17 protein-coding genes are annotated in these 19,566 nt (G+C 74.3%); 9 read left to right on the top strand and 8 right to left on the bottom strand.

Annotation, left to right across the window (positions count from 1 at the left end):
- Positions 1-50 precede the first annotated feature (50 nt).
- Both ACSUPR_RS04360 and ACSUPR_RS04355 read right to left on the bottom strand, forming a co-directional pair.
- The gene (locus tag ACSUPR_RS04360) at positions 51-245 is read right to left on the bottom strand and encodes a hypothetical protein (RefSeq protein ID WP_436889619.1); all 195 of its coding nucleotides are present in this window, start codon (positions 243-245) and stop codon (positions 51-53) included.
- Between the two features lie 293 nt (positions 246-538).
- Positions 539-1,216, bottom strand: a complete 678-nt coding sequence (locus tag ACSUPR_RS04355; RefSeq protein ID WP_436889618.1) for a GntR family transcriptional regulator — start codon at positions 1,214-1,216, stop codon at positions 539-541.
- Between the two features lie 119 nt (positions 1,217-1,335).
- On the opposite strand from ACSUPR_RS04355, the gene ACSUPR_RS04350 reads away from it, so the two are divergent.
- The 4 genes from ACSUPR_RS04350 to madM all read left to right on the top strand — a co-directional run bounded on the left by ACSUPR_RS04350 (position 1,336) and on the right by madM (position 5,498).
- A complete protein-coding gene (locus tag ACSUPR_RS04350) occupies positions 1,336-2,688 on the top strand; it encodes a malonyl-CoA decarboxylase domain-containing protein (RefSeq protein ID WP_436889617.1) in 1,353 nt (450 codons plus the stop codon).
- A 44-nt stretch (positions 2,689-2,732) separates the two neighbouring features.
- On the top strand, positions 2,733-4,253 hold the full coding sequence (locus ACSUPR_RS04345; protein ID WP_436889616.1) for a malonate--CoA ligase: 1,521 nt from the start codon (positions 2,733-2,735) through the stop codon (positions 4,251-4,253).
- A gap of 77 nt (positions 4,254-4,330) precedes the next feature.
- The gene (madL, locus tag ACSUPR_RS04340) at positions 4,331-4,732 is read left to right on the top strand and encodes a malonate transporter subunit MadL (RefSeq protein ID WP_436889615.1); all 402 of its coding nucleotides are present in this window, start codon (positions 4,331-4,333) and stop codon (positions 4,730-4,732) included.
- 1 nt (position 4,733) lies between these two features.
- Positions 4,734-5,498, top strand: a complete 765-nt coding sequence (madM, locus tag ACSUPR_RS04335) for a malonate transporter subunit MadM (protein WP_436889614.1) — start codon at positions 4,734-4,736, stop codon at positions 5,496-5,498.
- A gap of 37 nt (positions 5,499-5,535) precedes the next feature.
- On the opposite strand, the gene ACSUPR_RS04330 is transcribed toward madM, so the two are convergent.
- From ACSUPR_RS04330 to ACSUPR_RS04315, 4 genes are all read right to left on the bottom strand, one after another.
- Positions 5,536-5,874: a MerR family transcriptional regulator gene (locus tag ACSUPR_RS04330; protein WP_436889613.1), complete on the bottom strand. Its 339-nt coding sequence runs from the start codon at positions 5,872-5,874 to the stop codon at positions 5,536-5,538.
- Positions 5,871-7,058 carry an MFS transporter gene (locus ACSUPR_RS04325; protein WP_436889612.1) on the bottom strand — a complete coding sequence of 396 codons (1,188 nt, stop codon included), beginning with the start codon at positions 7,056-7,058 and terminating at the stop codon, positions 5,871-5,873. Before ACSUPR_RS04325 ends, ACSUPR_RS04330 begins: the two co-directional genes overlap by 4 nt.
- A gap of 208 nt (positions 7,059-7,266) precedes the next feature.
- A complete protein-coding gene (locus ACSUPR_RS04320; protein WP_436889611.1) occupies positions 7,267-7,740 on the bottom strand; it encodes a carboxymuconolactone decarboxylase family protein in 474 nt (157 codons plus the stop codon).
- An 860-nt stretch (positions 7,741-8,600) separates the two neighbouring features.
- Complete coding sequence (locus tag ACSUPR_RS04315; RefSeq protein WP_436889610.1) at positions 8,601-9,488, bottom strand: helix-turn-helix transcriptional regulator; 888 nt, start codon at positions 9,486-9,488, stop codon at positions 8,601-8,603.
- Between the two features lie 151 nt (positions 9,489-9,639).
- Between ACSUPR_RS04315 and ACSUPR_RS04310 the strand changes: the two genes are divergently transcribed.
- Complete coding sequence (locus ACSUPR_RS04310; RefSeq protein ID WP_436889609.1) at positions 9,640-10,497, top strand: SDR family NAD(P)-dependent oxidoreductase; 858 nt, start codon at positions 9,640-9,642, stop codon at positions 10,495-10,497.
- 397 nt (positions 10,498-10,894) lie between these two features.
- Here the strand turns inward: ACSUPR_RS04310 and ACSUPR_RS04305 are convergent, their stop codons facing one another.
- Positions 10,895-11,548 (bottom strand): TetR family transcriptional regulator, encoded by a 654-nt coding sequence (locus tag ACSUPR_RS04305; protein WP_436889608.1) that lies wholly within the window; start codon positions 11,546-11,548, stop codon positions 10,895-10,897.
- A gap of 239 nt (positions 11,549-11,787) precedes the next feature.
- On the opposite strand from ACSUPR_RS04305, the gene ACSUPR_RS04300 reads away from it, so the two are divergent.
- The 4 genes from ACSUPR_RS04300 to ACSUPR_RS04285 all read left to right on the top strand — a co-directional run bounded on the left by ACSUPR_RS04300 (position 11,788) and on the right by ACSUPR_RS04285 (position 18,314).
- Entirely contained in the window at positions 11,788-13,266 is a 1,479-nt protein-coding gene (locus ACSUPR_RS04300; RefSeq protein WP_436889607.1) for an MFS transporter, read from the top strand.
- Positions 13,267-13,377: 111 nt separating this feature from the next.
- Positions 13,378-15,171, top strand: coding sequence for a flavin-containing monooxygenase (locus tag ACSUPR_RS04295; protein ID WP_436889606.1), 1,794 nt, complete (start codon positions 13,378-13,380; stop codon positions 15,169-15,171).
- 117 nt (positions 15,172-15,288) lie between these two features.
- The gene (locus ACSUPR_RS04290; protein WP_436889605.1) at positions 15,289-16,326 is read left to right on the top strand and encodes an SMP-30/gluconolactonase/LRE family protein; all 1,038 of its coding nucleotides are present in this window, start codon (positions 15,289-15,291) and stop codon (positions 16,324-16,326) included.
- A gap of 458 nt (positions 16,327-16,784) precedes the next feature.
- Complete coding sequence (locus tag ACSUPR_RS04285) at positions 16,785-18,314, top strand: MFS transporter (RefSeq protein WP_436889604.1); 1,530 nt, start codon at positions 16,785-16,787, stop codon at positions 18,312-18,314.
- A gap of 69 nt (positions 18,315-18,383) precedes the next feature.
- On the opposite strand, the gene ACSUPR_RS04280 is transcribed toward ACSUPR_RS04285, so the two are convergent.
- Positions 18,384-19,523: a PucR family transcriptional regulator gene (locus ACSUPR_RS04280; RefSeq protein WP_436889603.1), complete on the bottom strand. Its 1,140-nt coding sequence runs from the start codon at positions 19,521-19,523 to the stop codon at positions 18,384-18,386.
- Between the last annotated feature and the right edge of the window lie 43 nt (positions 19,524-19,566).

Here is a 19,566-nt window from a genome sequence, read left to right as displayed (position 1 = left end):
CGTGCGCCCCGCCCGGGGCGCACGGCGCGGGCGCGCCATCCGCGGTCGTGCTACGCGGACCGCCGGTGCGCCTTCCACGCCCTGTGGAGTTCGCGCCGGCGCTCGTACTCCTTCTTCGCGCGCCGCTGCGGATCGGCCTCGGGTGACAGGGCCGCCGGTCCCATGACGTGCAGGAGCGTGTAGTTGATACGGAAGCCCGCCCTGTACAGCAACGAGAACGAGTCTTTTCCACGCGGCTTGTCCATGGCCGTCCACCTCACTGATCGTCGGGCTCGCGGAGGCGCGCCGCGGAGCGCGACGGACCGGGTCCGTCGCAGGTCCGCGTCCCTCCCCGCGCACGAGCGTAGCCGCCCCGGATCCGCCGTCCCCGGCGGCCCGCCCCGAGCGGGCACGGCGCGCGGCCGGCACCGGTCCCGGCGGCGCGGGTGGGGCGCCCCGGCGCAGGGCGGGCGTCCGGGGCCGTCACCGCCCGGGGCCGTCGGCGAGGGCGAGGGGGCGGCGGGCGCTGCCGGGCGGGTCGGCCGTCCGCGCCCGGTCCTCAGGCGGTGCCGCGTGCCGAGGCGGTGAGGTGCCGCCAGGTCCGTACGAGCTGGCTGAACTCCTTGACCTGCACGAGCACGTGCTCGCGGGCGGCGTTCTCCGCGGCCTCGGCGTCCCCGGCGACGATGGCGTCGGCGATGGCACGGTGCTCGGCCAGGGAGCGCCGCATGCGGTCCGGCACCCGGAGCTGGAGCCTCCGGTACGGCTGGAGGGCCCGTTTGAGCGCGTGGGCCTGCTGCCGGAGGTACTCGTTGCCGCACGCCTCGTAGACGACGCCGTGGAAATCGGCGTTGGCGTAGTAGTAGCCGTCGGCGTCGCCCGCCGCGGCGTGCCGCTCGCACTCGCGCAGCGTGTGCTCGAGCCGGTCCATCGACTCCCGCTCGATGCGGCGTGCGCAGAGCCGCGCCGCCATCCCCTCGAGCTCGGCCATGACCTCGAAGCGCTCGGCCAGTTCGGAGACGCCGAGCTCGGTGACGTACGTGCCCTGCTTGGGGCGGATCTGCACCAGCCCGGACCGCTCCAGGGCCTGGAGCGCCTCCCGGACCGGTGTGCGCGAGCACCCGAACTCGCGCTCGAGCTCCGCCGGGTCCAGGCGCTCGCCCGGCCGGTAGCGGCCCTCGACGACGGCGTTCTCCAGCGCGTCCCGTACGCGCTGGGATTCCGGAACCCGAGCCATCGCCACCTCCGCGCCCAGACTAGCCGACCGGCTGCGGGGGTTGCGCTCCGCTGTTCCATACCCTACGTTCCCTGTTATATATATCACGCCGAGTGATGTATGTTACCTAAGGAGCGGAGATGCGGCCCGACGGAGCGCGCGAGACCGATCCGGCCCGACCGGCGGAACAGGGCCGCGGAGGCGGCCCCCGGGCGGCCGACGTGCCGGAGCCGTCCGCCCTGGACCGCCTGCTCACCGACTGCGAGGTCCTCATGGGCGACGTGGGCGAGGCCTCCATCCGGGCGGTCGCGGCGCGGGCCCTGGCCGCCTACGGCGGGCTCGACGACTCCGGCAGGTCGGCCTTCTTCACCCACGTCATCCGGGACCACGGCGTCGACCCCGACCGGGTCCGCGCCGCCTTCCACCGCTGGGACGAGGCCAGGAACGCCGGATCGGGGGCCGAGGAGGAGCTGGTCGGGCTCTTCGACGCGGTCGAGCCGGCACGCCAGCGGCTGCTCCGCCGGATGAACCACGCGCCCGACGCCACGCTCGCCCTGGTCGGGATGCGCGCGGACCTGCGCCGGCTGATGCGCCGCCACCCGGAGCTGCGGCCCCTGGACCACGACCTCCACCACCTGCTCGCCTCCTGGTTCAACCGCGGCTTCCTGCGCCTGGCGGAGGTCACCTCGGATTCGCCCCGGCGGCTGCACGACCACCTGCTGCGCTACGAGAAGGTCCACCCGATGGCGGACCGCGCCGAACTCCGCCGCCGCCTGAAACCCGCCGACCGCCGCATCCACGCCTTCTTCCACCCGGCCACCGGAGACGTGCCGCTGATCTTCGTGGAGGTCGCCCTGGTACGGGGGACACCGGGGGACATCGCCCCCCTGCTGGAGCCCGGCCCCGCCCTGGACCCCCGGGAGGCCGACACGGCGGCGCTCTACTCGATCAACAACGCGCTGGACGGCCTGACCGGGATCTCCTTCGGCAGCCTCCTCATCAAGCAGGTCATCGAGCAGGTGCGCGACCGGCTGCCGCACCTGGCGCACTTCGTCACGCTCTCGCCCATCCCGGGGTTCCGGCGCTGGCTCGACGAGCGGGCCGGGAGCGACGCCGACCTGCGGGAGCTCGTCCGGGACCTGGGGGCCGCGGGCGGCCCGGCCGGCCTCGACCCGGCGGACACCGCGCGGATCCGCTCCCGGCTCCTGCCCGTCCTGGCCCGGTACATCGCGGCCGAGAAGCGCGACGACGGGCGCCCCCTGGACCCGGTCGCCCGCTTCCACCTGGGCAACGGGGCCGCCGCGTGGAGGCTCAACTGGCCGGCGAACACCTCGGAGCAGGCCTGGCGGCAGTCCTACGGCGCGATGGTCAACTACCGCTACGAGCCGGAGGAGCTCGAACGCCGCCACGAGGACTTCGTCCGCCGCCGCACCGTGGCGCTCGACGGACCCCTGCGGGACGCGTGGCCGCACACCCCTGGCTCCGACACCTGAGACACGCCCCCCGCACCGAACGAGGAGAAAGAGGAACACCACCGATGGCGCCATTCACGGCCATTCACCGGTCCTTCGCCGAGCAGGCGCGGCGGCGACCGGACCGGACGCTGTTCGAGCTGCCCGGCGGCAGGAGCATCACCTACGGGGAGACCGAGGAGACCGTGCGGCGGATCGCCGCCCGCCTCCTCGCCGACGGCGTCACCCCCGGCGACCGGGTCGCGATGCAGGTGGAGAAGTCCCCGGAGGCCGTCGCGCTGTACCTGGCGACCCTGCGCGTCGGCGGTGTCTTCCTCCCGCTCAACACCGCCTACACCGACGCCGAGATGGCGTACTTCCTCGGAGACGCACAGCCCCGCGTGCTCGTCCGCCCACCCGGCGGCCGGGCCGGGCACGCCCCCCGCACGGCCGGGGGGCCCGTCGTCGAGACCCTCGGCACCTCCGGCGACGGCACCCTCCTGGAGGGGGACGACCGCCACGACGGGGACCACGACGCCTCGGCCGACGACCCGGCGGCCATCCTGTACACCTCCGGCACCACCGGGCGGTCCAAGGGGGCCGTGCTCACCCACGGCAACCTCGCCTCCAACTGCCGGGCGCTGCTCGAGGCCTGGCGGTACACCTCCGAGGACCGGCTGATCCACGCCCTGCCGATCTTCCACGTCCACGGGCTCTTCGTTGCGGTCAACATGACCCTGGCGGCGGGCGCCTCCATGCACTACCTGCCCGGGTTCGACGCCGACGCGGTCATCGACCTGCTGCCCCGCGCCACCGTGCTCATGGGCGTCCCCACCTTCTACACCCGCCTGCTGAGGAGCGACCGGCTGACCCCGGAGTCCTGCGCCTCGATGAGGCTGTTCGTCTCCGGCTCGGCCCCGCTGCTCGCGAGCGACGCCGAGGCCTTCCGGGCCCGCACCGGCCACGCCATCCTCGAGCGCTACGGGATGACCGAGACCGGCATGAACACCACCAACCCCTACGAGGGGCCGCGCAAGCCCGGCACGGTCGGCCGGCCCCTCCCCGGCGTCGAGATCCGGGTGGCGGACCGGGAGACGGGGCGGGAACTCCCCGACGGCGAGGTCGGCGTCATCGAGGTCCGGGGCCCCAACGTCTTCTCCGGCTACTGGCGGATGCCCGAGAAGACCGCAGCCGAGTTCCGCGCGGACGGCTTCTTCGTCACCGGCGACCTGGGCCGCGTCGACGAGGACGGCCACCTGTGCATCGTCGGCCGGGACAAGGACCTCGTGATCTCCGGCGGCTACAACATCTACCCCAAGGAGGTCGAGGAGCTCCTCGACGCGCACCCCGCGGTCCTGGAGTCCGCCGTGATCGGCGTCCCCCACCCGGACCTGGGGGAGGCCGTGGCGGCCGTCGTCGTCCCCCGGCGGGGAGAGGAGGTCCGGGCCGGGGAGCTGCTGGAGTCCATCGCCGGGGACCTCGCCCGGTTCAAGCGGCCGCGCGCGGTGTGCGTCGTCGAGGCACTGCCCCGCAACGTCATGGGGAAGGTGCAGAAGGCCGAACTGCGCAGGCGCTACGCGGACCTGTTCACCGGCGCGGACGCCTGACCGCCGGTCGCTCCCGGCGTCCCCGCCGACCACTTCCGGCACCTCCGCCGGCCACCCCCCGAATCAAGGAGAGAACGATGGTCCTCTACGGAGTGGCAGCCCTGGCGGTGTGCCTGCTCGCGGGCGCGCTCGTGGGCGAACTCCTCGGCGCCGCGGTCGGCGTCGACGCCAACGTCGGCGGAGTCGGCTTCGCCATGATCATGCTGGTGCTCGTCTCCGACCGGCTGCGCAGGAACGGGAAACTCCCCGAGGCCACCGAGCAGGGCGTGCTCTTCTGGAGCGCGATGTACATCCCGGTCGTCATCGCCATGGCCTCCACCCAGAACGTGGCCAAGGCGATCGCGGGCGGTCCGATGGCGATCACCGCGGGCCTGGGGGCGCTCGCCGCGGGGGCCGCCCTGGTGCCCGTCCTGGCACGGATCGGCGAACCGGCGGAACCGCTGCCGCCGCTGGCCGAGGAAGAGCGCAGGGAGGCCTGACATGGAGCGGATCACCGACGTCTTCCAGAGCAACGACCTGCTCGTCGCCTTCGTGGTGGTCGGCGGCCTGATGGCCGTCTCCGGATGGCTGTCCGCGAAGCTCACCCGCGGCTGGCTGCACGGCTCGGCCATCGCCATCATCCTCGGCCTGGTGCTGGCGTACTGGGGCGGGTGGGTGTCCGGCGGCGAGCACGGACTGGCCGACATCGCGGTCTTCTCCGGGCTGGGCCTCATGGGCGGCGCGATGCTGAGGGACTTCGCGATCGTCTCCACCGCCTACGGCGTGGACCTGCGGGAGATCAGGCGCGCCGGGCTGGTCGGCGGGCTGTCGATCGTGCTCGGCGTACTGGTCTCGTTCGCCGTCGGGGCGGCGATCGCCGCCGCCTTCGGCTACACGGACGCCGCGTCGATGGCGACCATCGGCGCCGGCGCGGCCACCTACATCGTCGGCCCGGTGACCGGGACCGCGGTGGGGGCGGGCTCGGAGGTGATCGCGCTGTCCGTGGCAGCCGGGCTCGTCAAGTCCGTGGTGGTGATGGTGGGGACGCCGCTGATCGCCCCGCTGATCGGGCTGAACAACCCCAAGTCCGCGATGGCCTACGGCGGCCTGATGGGCACCACCTCCGGTGTGGCGGGCGGGCTGGCGGCCACCGACAGGCGCCTGGTGCCCTACGGCGCCATGACCGCCACCTTCTACACGGGCGTGGGCTGCCTGCTCGGACCGTCGCTGCTGTACGTGACGCTCGGGGCGATCGTCGGCGGGTGACGGGGGCGCGGATGCGCGGGCTCCGGGAGGATCCGGATCAGCCGCGCATCCGCTCCAGCAGCCGTTCGCGGTTGCCGGCCAGCTCGGAGATCCGGCGGTCCAGCTCGCCCAGGCGCTTGTTGTAGATCTCCAGGGCCCGGTGGCAGTGCTCGGGGTCGAGCTTTTGGTCCAGACAGGGCGCGATGGGCTGGAGGTCGGCCATGGTCAGGCCGGCCTCCAGCAGGCCGCGGATGTTGCGGACCCGGACGACGGCGGTGTCGTCGTACTCGCGCCAGTCCTTGTCGGTCCTGCGCGAACGCAGCAGACCGTGCTGCTCGTAGTACCTCAGCGACCTTCGGCTGACACCCGTGCGCTCGGCGAGCTCTCCGATCCTCACCCGGCCAGGGTAACGGCGCGGGGGTTCTCACGCGCGGGGCGCAGTGTGAGCAGCGCCGAGCCGAGCATGAGAACGGCGGAGGCCGCCGGCAGCCAGGCGGCCCCGGCCAGCTCGATGACGACGCCCCCCAGGGCCCCGGCCACCCCCGTGCCGAGGTACAGGCCCGCGATGTTCACCGCCAGCGCGGTCATCCCGTGCCCCGGCCCCGCCGCGGCCAGGACGCTGCCCTGGACGGGCGGGTTGAGGCCCCAGGCGAACACCGCCCACAGCGCGACGAGCGCACCGAGGACGAGGGCGTTCCCCAGGCCGCTGAACGCCAGGGCGGCGAGCAGGACCAGCGCGGCCGCGTGCCCGCCGACGACGGCGCTCAGCGCCCGCTGCGGACCCATCGAGTCGGCCCAGCGCCCTCCCACCAGGGCCCCCGCGAGCCCGGCGGCCCCCACGACGAACAGCAGGGCGGTCAGCAGGGTGTGGGAGCCGGAGGCGACCTGCGCGGTGTACACCGAAAGGTAGCTGTAGAACATCAGGCCCCCGGCGGCCGCGAGGAAGGTGACGAGCACATAGCGCAGCACGGCGGGGCTGGACAGCGGGCGCAGCCGCTCCCGCAGCGGGGCGGGCGCGCTGCCGGGGACCGCCGGGGCCGCGAACAGCAGGCCCGCGGCCGCGGCCGCGCCCACGGCGGCGATGAGCGCGAACGTGGCGCGCCAGCCGACCGTGCCGCCCAGCCAGGCGCCGAGCGGGACACCGGTGATGAGGGCGACCGTCATCCCCGCCGTGACCACGCCCAGGTAGCGGCCCTGCCGCCCCTCGGGGGCGCGGGCCGCCGCGGTGGCGAAGGCGGCCGCCGTGACCACGGCCGCCGCCAGGGCGGCCACGGCCCGGGTGGCCATCAGCGGCCAGTACCCCGGGGCGAGAGCCGCGGCCGTGTTGGCCAGCGCGAAGACGGCCAGCCCGGCGACCATGACCGTGCGCCGCGGGTACCGCTCCAGGGCGACGGCCGTGGTCGGGGCGCCCGCGGCGTAGACCACGGCGAAGACGGTGACCAGCTGCCCGGAGGCGGAGACGGAGACGCCGAGGTCCGAGGCGAGGGAGGGCAGGATCCCGGCGATGATGAACTCGTCGGTGGCCGTCGCGAGGAGGACGACGAAGAGGAGGAACAGCCATAGCGGCGGTCTGCGGTTCACGGATCTCCCCGGTGGACTTCTTCTTTCCCGTCCGGACCGGACTTCCGTGCCGACCCGGGGCGGGGCGCCCCTGTCGGGAGCGCGCCGCCACCGGGGAACGCTAGGTCGTGACACCGGTGTCAAGTGCAAGTCCCGGTGCCGCCCGGCCCCGTGCGGGCCCGGACGGTCCGGCCCGCCGCGGGGAGCGGCGGCGGGCCGGACCGGGTGCTCAGTGGAACCGGCCGGGCTCGTAGCCGCCGGCGGGGGTCATGTTCATGACGTTGATCCGGTTGGCGGCGTTGATGAGGGCGATGGTGGCGACCAGGGCGACGAGCCGGCCCTCGTCGTAGTGCTTCACGGCGTTCTCCCAGGCCTCGGCGGTCACGCCGCCGGAGGCGTCGGCGATGCGGGTGCCCTGCTCGGCCAGTTCGAGGGCGGCCCGCTCGGCCTCGGTGAAGACCGTGGCCTCCCGCCAGGCGGCGACGAGGTTGATCCGGACCGCGCTCTCACCGGCGTGCGCGGCGTCCTTGGTGTGCATGTCGGTGCAGACGCCGCAGCCGTTGATCTGGCTGGCCCGGATCCGCACCAGCTCCAGGGTGGACTCGGGCACCGTCGCGTCCCCGAGGGACCGGTGGGCCGCCACCATGTGCTTCATGAACCTTCCGAAGACGGGGTCGGCCATGAGGTCGAGTCGGGCTTCCATGTGGACTCCTTGCCTTGAGGGTTTCGCCCACAGGACACACACCGCCCTGAACCTGTGACAGCCGCGCGTGCGGGGGCGGTGTGGCGTGCGACTCACGCCGGTCCGGCCCCTCCGCGACCCCGGCGTCCCGTCCCGGGACGTCCGGCCGACGCACCCCTCCGGGAGAGGCCGTGGGAGGCGCCGCGCAACAGGGTCAGGTCGGGGACCTCCTCCGGCATGCGGCGGCTGCGCCGCCAGGCGGGATCGCCGGTGAGTCCGGTGCCGCTCCCGGGCAGGAGGAGTGCGGGGACGCCGTGCCCGGTCATCCCGCACACGAGCGCGACGGCGAACGTGTCCGTCGGTCCGAGGACCGCCCTGTCGGTGGAGCCGAACGACCAGGGGCGGGCCCGCCCCGGTGCCGGGAAGGCGGAGTCCGCGCGGACCGGCCCGCCGGTCAGCTCCTCCAGCTCGGCCGGGCCGTGGAGTCGGGCGACCGCCGGCGTGCACGGGACGGTGACCGACCACCCCTCGCCCGGAGCAGGCGGACCCGGCCGGGGCCGGTCTCCTCCGGCATCGTGGAGGCGGTGGAGAGCGTCAGGCGGAGAGTTCTCATGCGGCCCGGTCCGGCCGCCACCGGTGAGCGTGCACCAGGCGCCCGCCGCCGTCGGGGTCGGGGACCGATGGCCTCGGGGGACCGGATCCGCCCCAGGCGCAGGCCGCCGGCACGGGTGACATCGCCCTGCCACCGGCCCGGGGCCTGGACCGCCTGCGGCGGAGGCGTGTGCGCCATGTCCTCGACCACAGCATGCCTGGCCGGGGACGCCTCCCCGCCCTGATCCGCCGACGGGCCCCGTTGCCGGGCCGCCCCTCTCCGCCGGTCGTCAGTCCGAGGGGTGCTGCAGGGCGCGGGCCACCGCTGCTGCGCGGGAGCGCGTCCGCTCGGCGAGCAGGCCGAGCGCCTCCTGCGAGGCGGGGTCGGGCGCGGCCGTGTAGACGTACAGGACCTGGTCGTCGTCGCCGGGGAGCATGAGCGTCTCGAAGCCCACCGTCAGTTCGCCCACCACGGGGTGGCGGAGCCGCTTGTCACCGAAGGTCCTGCGGTGGACCTGGTGCTCCGACCACCACCGGCGGAACTCCGGGCTGGCCAGGCAGAGCTCCCCGACGAGCTCCCGGGTCTGCGGATCGCCGGGGGTGCGCCCGGCGTCCAGGCGCAGGCTCTCGACGGCGTTGCGGGCCTGCCGCTCCCAGTCCAGGAACAGCGACCGCGCCTCGTCGGAGAGGAGCATCCAGCGGGCGTAGTTGCGCTCGCGGGGGCGCATCCGCTCGAAGTCGGCGAACAGGGCCGCCGCCATCCGGTTCGCGGCCAGCACGTCGGTGCGGTGCCCCAGGACGAGCGCGGGCTGGGCGTCGAGGGCGTCGAGGAGCCGGCGCAGGCCGGGCCGGACCTGACGCCCGGCGGCCGTGCGCGTCCGGCGGGGCGGCGCACCGACCGCGTTGACGAGGTCGTGCAGGTGGGCGCGGCCGGCGTCGTCGAGGTCGAGCGCCCGTGCGAGCGCGTCGAGCACCTGGCCGGACGGGACGATCCTGCGGCCCTGCTCCAGCCGCGTGTAGTAGTCGGTCGAAACGCCGGCCAGGAACGCGACCTCCTCGCGGCGCAGCCCGGCGACCCGGCGGATCCGCCCGTCGGAGGGCAGCCCCGAGCGGTGCGGATCCCCCGCGGCCCGGGCGCGGCGCAGGAAGTCCGCGAGTTCTCGGTGGGGATCGGTCATGCCCCCATGATCCCCCGGGACGCGCCGCGGTGCCCGGGTCCGTGAGTCCTAGGCGGGAGAGGGCCTGATATCGGCCTCCCGGGCCGCGCCGCGTGGACCAGCCTGGACGTGTCGGCCTTCCGGGCCGGCGGACACCGAAGGAGAACGCACCATGGCCCACCCCACCACCGGCGCGACGACCTGGTTCGTCACGGGAGCCTCGCGCGGCCTCGGCCTCGAGCTGGTCACCCGGCTGCTGGCGCGCGGCGACGCCGTCGCCGCCACGACCCGCTCCACCGACCGCCTGGTCGCCGCCCTGGACGGCGCCGACACGGGCAGGCTGCTGCCGCTCGAGGTGGACCTGGCCGACGAGCGGCGGGTCCGCGACGCGGTCGCGGCGGCGCAGGAGCGCTTCGGAGGGCTGGACGTCGTCGTCAACAACGCCGGTTACGGCTTCCTCGCCGCGGTCGAGGAGGTCACCGACGCCCGGGCGCGGGAGATGTTCGACGTGCAGGTCTTCGGCGCCTGGAACGTGCTGCGCGCCGTGCTGCCGGGCATGCGCGAGAAGCGCGGCGGCCACATCGTCAACGTGTCGTCGATCCTCGGGCTCACCTCGTTCCCCGGCTGGGGCCTGTACTGCGCGGGCAAGTACGCGCTCGAAGGGCTCACGGAGTCGCTGGCCGCCGAGGTCGCCGACTTCGGCATCAGGGTGAACCTCATCGAGCCCGGGTACATGCGCACCGACTTCCTCAGGCCGCAGTCGCTCGGCCTGCCGGACGCCGTACTCGACGCCTATCCCGGGATCAGGGAGATGACCGAGGCGCACCGGGCGATGCCCGGAACGCAGCTGGGCGACCCCGGCAGGGCCGCCGACGCGATCATCGCGGTCGTGGACACCGGTACCGCCCCGCTGCACCAGGTGCTCGGCTCCGACTCGCTCGGCCTCGCCGACGCGCGGGTCGAGGCACTCCGGGCGGACATCGACGCCTCGCGGGCCCTCGCCGTCACCACGGACATCCCGCCGGCCTGACCGGGGCAGGCCCGAACGGCCCGGGGCTCCCGTGCGGGAGCCCCGGGCCGGAGGCCGTCCACCGCATCGGCGCGGCCCCGCGCCCCCGGGCCGGCGGAGGGGGCCGGGCGGGGGAGTCCCGCGGAGCCGGAACCGCCTCCGGTCGGGCGATGCGCGTGTCCACCGGGACCGGTTCGCTCCTTCCGGTGCCGACCGGGCCCGGTCCGTCCCGGTGCCGCCGCCCGGATCGCGTGCCGTGTCCGCGGCGCTGCGCCCGGCCCGGAGACCTCGGGGCGGGACCCGGCCGGACGTCCACGACGTCCCGCGACGCCCCCCTCCAGGGGTCGCGTGGACCCGGCCTTTGGAGATCCGACTCCGGAGAACACGGGACGCACCGGCACCACGAAGCGGTGGGTGGTCACGGCCGGGGCGGCCCCACCGGGGCGGTCCACAGGCCGGCGAGGGCGTCGGCCAGGCCGGACGCGGCCCGCTCCCAGGAGTCGTGCGCGGTGGGCGCGCCTTCGGCCAGGGCGCGTTCCCGCTCGGCGATCATGTGGACCATGAGGAGGCGGACCATCTCCTGGCGCTCCTCGCGGACCTCCTCGGGCAGGTCGGGAAGGCACCGGAACAGCTCCCGGCCCGCACGGGCCAGGGAGGCGGAGTCGAGGGCCTCCAGCGCCATGATGTCGCGGTAGGCGGGGTCGGCCATGACCTGGGCGCTGAAACGCCCGAACCAGGAGGGGACGCCCAGGTCCGCCAGGTGCCGGGCGAGGGGCACCACCATGCAGGCGATCCAGTCCCGGACGTCGTCGGACCCCTCGGCCCGCAGCACCATGCGGTGGCGTATCTCCTCGATCCGGTCGGTGTGTCTGCGCACGATGGCGCGTACCAGGCCCTCCCTGGAGCCGAAGTGGTACGTGACCGCCGTGTTGTTCCCCTGGCCGGCCGCCTGGCCGATCTGGCGGTTGGAGACGCCGGAGATCCCGTGCTCGGCGAAGAGCCGCTCCGCCGCCGCCAGGATCGCCTCCCGTGTGGTGACGACACGGTCTGATCTCGTCCGCCTGCCGTTCATGGGGACCACCGTACCGATCCCGTCCGCCGGGTCCGCTCCGGCGGGAGGCGGCGCGGTCGGCCGCGGGGGTGACGGTGGCCACACCGGTGGTCCTCCGGCCCAGCTGGCGGCGCCGTAGCGGTCCCTCTCGTCCCCCCTCCCCGGCCGAAAGGGCATTCGGTCCGGTACGCACCGTTATATTAAGTCAGGCAACTGACTTAAATTTGTGCCGGTGCACGTCAGGAGACGGGGGTACCCTCATGAGCAGTGTCCGTACCCGGGCGCCCGCCGGGCCACGACCCGTACGGCCCAACGTGGTCGTCCTGGTCCTGGCCGCCGGCGGGATCGTCGTCTCTCTCATGCAGACCCTGGTCATCCCGCTCGTCCCCCTGCTGCCCGCCCTCCTGGGGGCGACCGTCGCGGACACGGCCTGGACGATCACCGCCACCCTGCTCGCCGCCGCGGTCGCCACGCCCACGGTCGGCCGCCTGGGGGACATGTACGGCAAGCGGCGCATGCTGCTGTTCAGCCTGGCCGTGCTCGTCGCCGGTTCGGTGACCTGCGCCCTGGCCACCGGCCTGGTCCCCATGGTGGTCGGCCGCGCCCTCCAGGGGCTGGCCGCCGGGGTCGTCCCCCTCGGCATCAGCATCATGCGGGACGTGCTGCCGCCCGAACGCCTCGGCGGGGCGACCGCCCTGATGAGCGCCTCGCTCGGCGTCGGGGGAGCGCTCGGGCTGCCGGCCGCCGCGTTCGTCGTGCAGCAGGCCGACTGGCACCTGCTGTTCTGGGCCGCCGCCGGCCTGGCCGCGGTGGTCGCGGTGCTGGTGCGGTCGCTGATCCCCGACTCCGGGGAGCGCACCGGCGGCCGGTTCGACCTGCCCGGCTCGGTGGGGCTGTCCGTCGCACTGCTCCTCCTGCTGCTGGCGGTCTCCAAGGGATCCGACTGGGGATGGGGGAGCGGCATCCCCGAGGGCATGCTCGTCGCCGCGGCCGTGGTCCTCCTGGCCTGGGCCTGGTGGGAGCTGCGCACTCCCCGGCCCCTGGTCGACCTGCGCGTCAGCGTGCGGCTCCAGGTACTGCTCACCAACACCGCGTCCCTGGTGTTCGGCTTCTCGATGTTCGCGATGTCCCTGACCGTGCCCCAGCTGCTCCAGCTCCCGCAGGCCACCGGCTACGGATTCGAGCGGTCGATCCTGGTCGCGGGACTGGTGATGGCGCCGAACGGCCTGGTCATGATGGCGATGTCGCCGGTCTCGGCGCGAATCTCGCGGGCCTTCGGCCCCAAGACGACCCTGCTGGCCGGGGCCGCGCTGGTCGCGCTCGGCTACGGGCTGGGCCTGTTCTTCATGGCCCGGATCTGGCAGCTGGTGATCGCCTCCACCGTCATCGGAGCCGGTGTGGGCCTGGCCTACGGGGCCATGCCCGCGCTGGTGATGGCCGCCGTCCCCCGCTCGGAGACCGCGGCGGCCAACAGCCTCAACACCCTGATGCGCTCCATCGGCACCTCGGTGGCCGGCGCGGTCGCGGGTGTGGTCATCGCCGGCCTCACGATGTCCGCGGGCGGGCAGGTCTTCCCCGCCCGCGAGGCCTTCACCCTGCTCATGGGCCTCGGCGGGCTGACCGCTCTGCTCGCCCTCGCCATCGCCGCCTTCCTGCCCGGCAGGACCGCCGAACCGGCCCCGGCCCCGGCCCCGTCTCCGGGAGCCGGAGCCGCCGTCCCCACCGCCGGGGACCGCTGAGCCCGACCCCGGCGCATCCCCCTCCGCCCGCCCCGGACCCGGTTCGGGGCGGGGCCCCTGGGCGCCGCCGTACCCGTCCGGCGCCACGGAGAGAAACCGAGAGGAAACCACATGTCAGCCGCGGACCACGCCCCCGAGACCGACCTCGAAGCCCTGCGGGCCAGGTACGCCCGCGAACGGGACCGCCGCCTGCGCCCCGACGGGGCGGTCCGGTACCGTCCGGCCGCCGGCGAGTTCGGCTACTACGCCACGGACCCCTACACCCCGCGCCGGGAGCGCGAACCGCTGACCGACACCGTGGAGGTGCTCGTGATCGGCGGCGGGTTCGGCGGCCTCGTCACCGGGGCCCGGCTGCGCCAGGCGGGCGTGGAGTCGATCCGGATGACGGACGAGGCCGGGGACTTCGGCGGGACCTGGTACTGGAACCGCTACCCGGGCATCCACTGCGACATCGAGTCCTACTCCTACATGCCGCTCCTGGAGGAGGTCGGGTACGTACCGGAGTGGCGCTACGCACCCGGCGAGGAGATCCGCCGCCACGCCGTGGCCCTCGCCGAGACCTTCGACCTGTACCGCGACGCGCTGTTCCACACCCGGGTCACCGCCCTGGACTGGGACTCCCGGGCGGACGGGTGGGTGGTGGAGACCGACCGCGGCGACCGGATGCGCGCCCGGTTCGTCATCACCTCCTCCGGCACGCTGACCCGGCCCAAGCTGCCGGGCATCCCGGGGATCGAGGACTTCGGGGGCCACACCTTCCACACCAGCCGGTGGGACTACGGCTACACCGGCGGCGACCAGAACGGCGGCCTCGACGGCCTGGCCGACAAGAGGGTCGCGGTCGTGGGCACGGGGGCCACCGGCGTGCAGGTCATCCCGCACGTGGCGCGCGACGCGGGGCACCTGTACGTCTTCCAGCGCACGCCCTCGTCGGTGGACGTCCGCGACAACCGCCCCACCGACCCGGAGTGGGCGGCCTCCCTGCGGCCCGGCTGGCAGCGCGAGCGCATGGAGAACTTCCTCGCCGTCGTCTCCGGCGAGCCGGTGGAGACCGACCTGACCCGGGACGGCTGGACCTCCACCGCGAGGCTCCAGCGCAAGGTGGTCTCCGGCGCTCTGGACACGAGCGTCCCCCCGCAGGAGCGCGAGCGGCTCGACGAACTCGCGGACGCGCAGACGATGAACCGGATCCGGGCACGCGTGGACGAGATGGTCGACGACCCGGCCACGGCCGAGCTGCTCAAACCCTGGTACCGGTACATGTGCAAGCGGCCCTGCTTCAGCGACCACTACCTCCAGACCTTCAACCGGCCCGACGTCACCCTGGTCGACACCGCCGACCACGGCGGCATCACCCGCATGACCGGGGACGCGGTCGTGGTCGGCGACACCGAGTACCCGGTCGACTGCGTCATCTTCGCCACCGGGTTCGACGTCGGCGTCTCCGGGGTGCTGTCCGGCGCGCTCCCGGTGCGCGGCCGCGGGGGCCGGGAGCTCCTCGCGTCCTGGAGCCGCGGACCCGTCACCCTGCACGGCTTCTACAGCCCCGGCTTCCCGAACCTCTTCCACCTGGGGGCGCTGCAGAACGCCAACTCCGTGAACTTCGCGCACATCCTGCTGGAGCAGGCCGAGCACATCGCCGCCGTCGTCGCCGCGGCCCGCAAGGCCGGGGACGTGGTGGTCGAACCCCCGCAGGAGGCGGCCGAGGCGTGGGGACGGGAGGTGCGCGAGACCGCGTACGACAACTCCGCGTTCCAGGCCGAGTGCACACCCGGCTACTACAACCGCGAGGGCGCCGGCGTCCACGCCGGCTCCTCCTACAGCCCCGGTCCGGTGGCCTTCCACCGGCTGCTCAGGCGGTGGCGCGAGGACCGTCTCCACGAGGTCCTGAGGCCCCGGCGCTGACGCCCTGACGCGGCCCCGGCCCCGGCTCCGGCCCGGTCGGGACCGGACCCGGACACTCCGTGGACCCGCGCGGCCCCGGTACCGGCGGCCCGCGCCATCGAACAGAGGAGGAAGCCCATGCAACAGCACCCCTTCGGCGGGCGGCGCGCGGCGGCGGCCCGGGCGCTCGCGGTGCCCGTCCTGCTGAGCGCGGCGACGGCCTGCTCGGCCGCCGGGCCTTCGGACCCGGTCCCGGACCGGGGAACGGAGACGGAGGCCGAACTCCTCGTCCAGGTGACGTCCGTCCACGAGGCGACGGGGATGACCCTGCTGGAGGGACCCGTCCTCGCTCCGGACGGAGGACTGCTGGTCGTCGACGTCACCGCCCCGGCGGGGGAGCCGAAGGTGCTGCGGGTGGACACCGGCTCCGGCGAGGTGGACGCCGTCCTCACCGACGGGGACGGCGCGTACACCTCCGCCCAGTTCAGCCCGTCCGACGGGCGCCTCTACCTGACCGACTTCGCGGGCGGGAGGATCGACAGCGTCACCGCCGAGGGGGAGGACCGCACCGTGTTCTTCTCCGGCGAGGTCGACGGGGCGGTGATGCAGCCGGACGACCTGGCCTTCGACGAGGCCGGGAACCTGTACGTCAGCGACTCCACCGGGTTCGACGGGCCGTTCCGGGAGGCCCGGGGCCGGGTGGTCCGGATCGACGGGGACACGGCGGAGGCGACCGTCCTGGCGGGGGGCCTCCCCGCGCCGAACGGCATCTCCTTCACCGAGGACTTCACGGGGCTGTGGGTGAGCCAGTACGGGGCGAACCGCGTCGACCACCTGGCGCTCAGCGGGGACGGCACCGCGGTGGAGTCGGCCCACACCGCGCTGCACTTCGACGGCGGCACGAGCCGGGTGGACTCCAACGCGGTCGACGCCGCGGGGAACCTCTACCAGGCCGTTCACGGCCAGCCGAGGATCTTCGTGTACAGCCCGCTCGGCGAGCACCTGGCGACGGTCGGTGTGCCCGCCGACGCCGCCGAGGGGCTGGACTCGGCGACCAACGTCGCCATCCGACCGGGCACGACCGACGCCTACATGACGGTCAGCGGCGAGGCGGGCGGATTCATCCACACCTTCGAGGCGCTCGCCGAGGGCATCCGCCAGTCCAACGGCGGCTGACCCCGCCCGCCCCCGGCACGGTGCCCGGGGGCGGGGCGCGCCGCCGCCCGCCCGCACGAGGGGCGCAGCGCCGACGACGCGTCCGCCGTCGCCCGGCCTGACCCGGGCCCGCCGCCCCGGCGGCTTCCACCGGGAACCCGCGGCCACGGGATCTCCGCGGCGGGCGGCCGGGCGCCCGCCGTCGTCCCCGGGCGGCCGGGACGGCGGTACGCCCGGGCCGGGATCCCGGTCGGACCGGAACCGCTGCGCCGACGGGTGGGGCGGCGCTCCGACCCCACCCGCGTCCCCGAGGAGCCGACCGGGCCGGGGCCGCACCTGACGAAGCAGCCGAGGCCCCCGAGCAGGTACGCCCACCTGCGCCGATGCCCGCATCGGAGGGGGCTCGCTCACCACTTGACCTCAACATTGGTTGAGATTGAAGGATGTCCGTGACGGTTTCCGACACGGAGGAGAGACACGTGAACACGACCCGTACCCGGCCCGCGCGCAGAACACATCCGGGGATACTGCTCGCCGGCGTCATGCTGGGGGTGCTGGTCGTGGCCATGTCGATCTCCGGGACAGCGGTCGCCGTCCCGGGCATCGGCAGGGAACTGGAGGCCTCGGGCGCTCCCCTGCACTGGGTCGTGGCCGGGTACAACCTCACCTTCGCCGCGTGCACCCTGGTCTGCGGGTCCCTGTCCGACCTGTTCGGGCGCAGGCTGCTGTTCGTCATCGGGGCCCTCGTCTTCTCCGCCGGCAACGTGGCCAGCGCCCTGGCCGGCGGCATCCTGCTCCTGGACGCGGCCCGGCTGGCGACCGGTGTGGGCGGTGCCGCGATCATGGCCAGCGGCGGGGCCCTGCTGGCCACCACCTTCGACGGCGCCGCGCGCACCAGGGCCTTCGCGGCCATGGGCACCATGGCCGGGGTGGGCATCGCCGTGGGGCCGACCCTGTCGGGCCTGCTGGTGGGCGCGGTGGGCTGGCGGGCGGCGTTCCTGGCCTACGCCGTGGTCGGTCTGCTCGTCCTGGCCGCATCCGCCTTCATGGCCGAGTCGCGCGCACCCGAGCGTCCCCGCGTGGACTGGGGCGGCGCGGTGACCTTCGTGCTCAGCCTGACCCTGGTGATGTACGCGGTCATCGAAGCGCCCGAAACCGGCTGGGGGAGCCCGACGGTGATCGGCGCCCTGGCGGCCGGTGCGCTGCTGATGGCGCTCTTCCTCGCCATCGAGGCGCGGGCCGCCCGACCGGTGCTGGACCTGGACCTGGTCCGGGACGGCCGTTTCATGGCCTGGTGCCTGTCGACCCTGACCACCTCGGTCGGCTTCCTCGGCGTGCTGGTCTTCCTGCCCACCTACCTCCAGGGGGTGCAGGGGGTGTCCGCCCAGACGGCCGGCCTGATGATGCTGATGCTCACCGCGCCGGTACTGGTGGCGCCCTCCCTCGGCGGGTGGCTGGTGACCAGGGGCGTGTCGGCCCGCCTGCTGATCGTGGCGGCGCTGCTGTCCGTGGCCGGGGGCAACGCGCTGCTGACCGTGCTCCACCCCGGCATCGGCGCGTGGGGGCTGGCCGCCCCGCTGGTCCTGATCGGGGTCGGCATGGGCCTGTCGTTCGGCATCACCGACGGCCAGGCCATGAGCGTCGTCCGGCCCGAGAAGGCGGGCATGGCGGCGGGTTTCCTCAACACGCTGCGCGGCGGTGCCGAAGCCCTGGTCATCGCGGTCTTCGGAGCGGCGCTGAGCAGCATCGTCGCCGCGCGCACCGGTTCGTCGGAGGTCGCCGCGCGGGTGACCGCCGGCGACCTGGGCGACTCCGAGCCCGGGGTCCTGGCCGACCACCTCACCGCGGCCTGGGACCTGACCTCCTGGGGGGTGGCGGCGCTGTCCCTGGCCGCCACCGTCGGGGTGTTCGTCCTCCTGACGCGGCGCCGCCGCGCCGTCCCGGGAGGACCGGACGCTCCGCGCCAGGACGGCCCGGCCCCCACGCCTCAGGGGCCCGCCGGACTCTGACGCCCACGCCGCCGGGCCCCGCCGCGGTCGCACTGCCCGCCCCACCGTGGCCCGAACCCGGAACAGGCCCTAACGCAGGCCCGACAGGCCCGTCAGGGCCAGGTGGGCCGCGGACGCGTCCACCGGCCGGGAGACGTCGAGGCCGGTGGCGTCGGCGAACCTGCGCAGGCGGTTGATGACCGTGTTGCGGTGGCAGAACATCCGCTGCGCGACCTCGGTGACCGAACCGGTCCTGAAGTAGTTCTCGACCGTCTCGATCTGGAGGTTCCTCTCCCGCTCGGAGAACCTCCCGAGCGCTTCCCCGACGTCCCTGGAAAAAGCCTCGGCGACCGCGCCCAGACGCGCACCCGCCAGCCGGGTCCAGTGGCTCTCGACCGTCGCCGCCGCACCCTCCCGCGCCCAGGGCGCCAGCTCGCAGGCGACCCGCCACATCCGGGCGATCTCCCCGAGGCCGCGGGCGCTCGGGGAGATCCCCACGGGGTTCCGCGACAGCGCTGCCCTGGCGGCGCCCGTGACGTCCGCCGCGGGGACGAGGGCGAACTCGACCCCGTCCGAGCGGAGCAGGACCGCGCCGGGCAGGATCCCGCGGATCCGGTCCCTGAAGCCGCGCGCGTGGTCCCCGTCGGCCACCACGACGATGTGGGCGCCGTCGGTGCTCAGGCCCAGGGCCTGAGCCGCCTGTGCGTGCAGGCGCTCATCCGTGCTGGAACCGCTCAGCAGGTGCCGGAGGAGGAAAGCGTGCTCCAGCTCCAGTTCCGCGCGCACCCGCGCGATCTCGTCGGTGTACCCGGTCTGCACGTGCGTCGTGTGCACCTCCACCGCCTCCCAGATGGAGATGACGTCCTCGGAGAAGGCGAGGACGTCGGACCCGGGGACATGGGCGCGCATCGCCTCCCACAGGAAGCGGAAGTCCATGCGCACGGCGCGCAGCAATGACTCCAGGGGGATCCCGCGGCGGGCGCGCGAGCGCCCCACCTCGACGGAGTGGGCCCGCAGCTCCTCGTAGCGGTCCCGGCCCCGCAGCAGTTCCAGCAGGAGTTCGAGTGTGGCCCGGGCCGTGCCGTACAGCTCCGTGTCGTCGATGACGGTCTCGCCGTACCCGGGGAGCTCGCGAACCCTGCGGACGTAGGCGTCGGCGGTGGAGTCGAGCTCCTCCAGACACGCCTCCGCGGCGCGGCGGATGACGTCCGACCGTCCGGATTTGTGCATGTGCACATTCTACGGGGGAGTTCCGTTGCGATCCGCGCTTGTT

The organism is Nocardiopsis dassonvillei (assembly GCF_964273065.1).
Lineage (GTDB): Bacteria > Actinomycetota > Actinomycetes > Streptosporangiales > Streptosporangiaceae > Nocardiopsis > Nocardiopsis dassonvillei_B.
This window is presented reverse-complemented; position numbering and strand designations above follow the sequence as displayed.